Origin of the sequence: Actinophytocola sp., from assembly GCF_009379765.1 — a bacterium.
GTDB lineage: Bacteria > Actinomycetota > Actinomycetes > Mycobacteriales > Pseudonocardiaceae > Actinophytocola.
This window is the reverse complement of the sequence record NZ_WHTD01000283.1, coordinates 1-3,527: the sequence shown is the minus strand read 5'-3', so window position 1 is coordinate 3,527 and position 3,527 is coordinate 1. Positions and strand designations below refer to the sequence as shown.

5 protein-coding genes are annotated in these 3,527 nt (G+C 68.3%); 4 read left to right on the top strand and 1 reads right to left on the bottom strand.

All coding sequences use genetic code 11. The features are described from left to right. Positions 1-158: 158 nt before the first annotated feature. Positions 159-788 (bottom strand): TetR/AcrR family transcriptional regulator, encoded by a 630-nt coding sequence (locus GEV28_RS42005; RefSeq protein ID WP_291419938.1) that lies wholly within the window; start codon positions 786-788, stop codon positions 159-161. Positions 789-964: 176 nt separating this feature from the next. Between GEV28_RS42005 and GEV28_RS42000 the strand changes: the two genes are divergently transcribed. From GEV28_RS42000 to GEV28_RS41985, 4 genes are read left to right on the top strand one after another with little or no spacing between them, the layout of a single operon-like run. Continuing rightward, entirely contained in the window at positions 965-1,588 is a 624-nt protein-coding gene (locus tag GEV28_RS42000; protein ID WP_291419936.1) for a peroxiredoxin-like family protein, read from the top strand. Further along, positions 1,585-2,364 (top strand): SDR family oxidoreductase, encoded by a 780-nt coding sequence (locus tag GEV28_RS41995; RefSeq protein ID WP_291419934.1) that lies wholly within the window; start codon positions 1,585-1,587, stop codon positions 2,362-2,364. The genes GEV28_RS42000 and GEV28_RS41995 overlap by 4 nt, the downstream gene beginning before the upstream one ends. Then, positions 2,361-2,504 (top strand): hypothetical protein, encoded by a 144-nt coding sequence (locus GEV28_RS41990; protein WP_291419932.1) that lies wholly within the window; start codon positions 2,361-2,363, stop codon positions 2,502-2,504. Before GEV28_RS41995 ends, GEV28_RS41990 begins: the two co-directional genes overlap by 4 nt. An 8-nt stretch (positions 2,505-2,512) precedes the next feature. Next, entirely contained in the window at positions 2,513-3,199 is a 687-nt protein-coding gene (locus tag GEV28_RS41985; RefSeq protein WP_291419930.1) for a haloacid dehalogenase type II, read from the top strand. Positions 3,200-3,527: the final 328 nt, after the last annotated feature.

The following is a 3,527-nucleotide window of genomic DNA, read 5'->3' as shown; positions in this document are numbered from 1 at the left end:
TCCTTCGCCCGCGAACAGAAACAGGCCGGTGGCCGCTTCCCCCGCCAAACCGACGAGTACAAGAAACCCCTCCCACCCAAAACCAAGATCATATTTTGGCGCCTGACAACAAGATCACCCCAAAGTTAGCGGCATTGGGGTAACCCCTGCCGGGTGCCTCAGCGGCTGCGGCGGGCGCGGTGGCTCTTCAGGTGGTCGAGGGCCATGGTCAACGTGTCGGTCAGGACCGTGACGTCGTGGCGGAGGTGGGCGAGCATGAGTCCACCCTGGAGTGCGGCCATGGTGGTGGCTGCGAGCCGGTCGGGGTCGGCGGCGGTCCGCAGTTCGCCACGGTCGCGCAGGGTGCGCAGGCCGTGGGCCAGCGGTGCCTCCCATTGGCGGTAGGCGGCGTCGAGGGCGCGGGCGAGAAGGGGTTCCGAGTCGAGTTCCCCGACGAGGCAGCCGAGCGGGCAGGCCATCGGGCCGGCCGGCGTGCTGTGGTGGGCGATGATGTCGGCCGCCCATTCGTCGAACTCTCGCCAGGTCGAGAGGCCTTCGAGCCGGGGCTGGCTGGCCAGGACGCGATCCAGTTGTCTGCCGATGACGGCGGTCAGCAGCTCTTGTTTGCCGGAGAAGTAGTGGTAGAACTGCGATTTCCCCGTGCTGGAGGCCGCCAGGACGTTGTCGACGCTGGTCGCCGCGATGCCGTTGTCGTACACGAGTGCGCAGGCGGCGTCGATGATCGCGTCTCGGGCCCGTCTGCCGCGCTCCGTGGGCGTGGGTGAGGGCCGCCTCGTCGAGGAGCTCATGCCGGGCATCGTACCCGTCTAGCGGGAAACTGTACTGTTTCGTACAGACGTGGATCCATGGACATGCCTGTTCTGCGTGATCATCGTGATGGTTGCAGCATTGACGGCGGCGGTTGAACCGTTCGTTCACTGGATCTGTACTATCCAGTACAGACCTTTCGGAAGGAGATCCACCAATGGCAGACGAGTCCGGGTCGCAGTCGACGGCGGCCGCCATGGCGGTGTTCGGTGAGGAGCAGGCCGCGCTGGACGAGGCCGGTGTACCGGCCGGGGTACTGCCGGTCGGTTCGCCGCTGCCTGACGGCGACCTGTTGGACGCCGTGGGCAACGCGACCAGCGCTCGGCAGGCGATGGGCGGCCGGCCGGCTGTGATCGTGTTCTACCGTGGTGCGTGGTGCCCGTTCTGCAACCTCGCGTTGCGCACCTACCAGGAGCAGGTGGCCGGTGAGCTGGAGCGGCGCGGGGTCGCGCTGATCGCGATCAGTCCGCAGAAGCCGGACGGCTCGCTGAGCATGCGGGACAAGCACGAGCTGACCTTCGCGGTGCTGTCCGACCCCGGGAACCAGATCGCGCGCGGGCTCGGCATCACCACCGCACCCGCCCCCGACGTGCGCGCGGCGCAACAGCAGCTCGGCCTCGACGTGGCGCCGAGCAACGCCGACGGAACCGCCACGATCCCGATGCCGACGGTCGTGGTCGTCGACCGTGACGGTGTGATCAGGTGGATCGACGTGCACCCCAACTACGCTCGGCGGACCGAGCCGGAACAGATTCTGCGGGCCGTGGCGGAGCACCTGTGAGCGGCGGTTTCTCGGGGCGGGTCGCGCTCGTGACGGGTGCGGGCCGCGGCATCGGCCGCGCGCTGGCACTGGCGCTCGCCGAGGAGGGCGCGGGCCTCGGACTGCTGGCACGCTCCCGCGCCGAGCTCGACGAGGTGGCCGAGGCCGTGTGGGAGCGGGGGAGCAAGGCCGTCGTCCTGCGCGCCGATCTCGGCGATCCCGAGCAGACGGCCGGAGCCGCCGACCGGGTGCTCGCCGAGTTCGGTGGCGTCGACATCCTGGTCAACAACGCTGCCGTGGTGTGGCCGCTGGGCCCGACGTCCGCCGTCGACCCTGGCGAGTGGGCCGACGCCGTGCTGGTGAACGTGGTGGGTGCGTTCCGGCTGACCAGGGCGCTGCTCCCTACGATGCTCGACCGAGGCTGGGGCCGCGTCGTCAACGTCTCCAGTGGTGTCGTCGGCAACCCCGCGGGAATGATCGGTATGAACGCCTACGTCACGAGCAAAGCCGCGCTGGAGGCGCATACCGTCAGTCTGGCGGCCGAACTCGCCGGTAGCGGAATCACGGTCAACACCTTCCGGCCTGGCGCCGTGGACACCGCGATGCAAGCCTGGATCCGCGGCCAGTCGCCCGACGACATCGGTGCCGCGCTCCACGAACGGTTCACCAGGAACTACGACGAGGGCAGCCTCATCGCTCCCGAGTCGTCCGCAAGAGCGTTGCTCACCCACCTCCACGGCGACCGGACCGGCGAGGTCTGGTCCGTGTTACCGCAACAGACGGGACCATCGTCATGACCGTCCAGTTCGGACTGATCGAGCCCGGCCGGCAGGCGCACGCCGCCGGCGAGATCCCCGCCGCGGTCGGCCAGGTCGCGGCCGACCTGCTGGCGAAGGAGCCGAACATCCGCCCGGTCGACCTCGTCGCCACCACCTGACCCGCGACATGCACTCGACACCGGCATTGGCCTTCGACGTGTACGGCACGCTCGTCGACCCGATCGGCATCAGCGCGCAGCTCGCGCGGCACCTGCCCGGCGAGGTCGCGGGCCGGGTCGCCGAGGTGTGGCGCCGCAAGCAGCTCGAGATCACCTTCCGGCTCACGGCCATGGGCCGGTACGAGGACTTCGAATGGTGCACCCGCAGGGCGCTGACATACGCGCTCGCCCATGCCGGCCACGAGCTCCCGGCCAGCATCCAGGACTCGCTGATCGCGCGCTACGACCACCTCGATCCGTTCCCCGACGCCGCACCGGGGTTGGCGCGGCTCCGCACCGAGGGCTACCTGCTCGCGGCGTTCTCCAACGGCACGCCCGCGATGCTGGCCGCGGTCCTGGCCGCCACCGGACTCCGCGAACACTTCGACGAAGTGATCAGCGTCGACGAAGTACGGGTATTCAAACCGTCACCCCTGACCTACCACCACGCGGCCAGGCGCCTCGACCGTGCGCCCTCGGCAGTACGACTGATCTCCAGCAACCCCTTCGACATCATCGGCGCCGAGGCCGCCGGCCTGCGAGCGGCCTGGATCGACCGCACCGGCGGGGCGTTCGAGGCTGACGGCACCCCGCCCGACGTCGTCGTTACCACGCTGACCGACCTCGCCGATCGGCTGGGACGCGGTGCCGGCTGACCGTATGACATCTCGTCCAGAGGAAACCCGGCAGCTTGAAGGGAGACAAGCAAGTGCAAGCGAGAACACCTGAAGAAGTCGACACCTTGTTTTTCGAGGCCATGAACCGGGGGATACGTAGAAGCGGCTGTCGCCCTTCACGAGCCCAATGCCCGTTGGTTCCAGGAAACAGGCGAAGTAACTAACGGAGTGTCCATTCACGGGTAGGTCCTGACCTGCGCGGCGTGGTGACTTGATCTTGGGTGCTGGTGTGTGGATCATGGTGTGGTGTTCACCGGTCGGCGTCCGTCCTATGAGGATCTTGTTGCGGAGAACGGTGAGCTCCGGT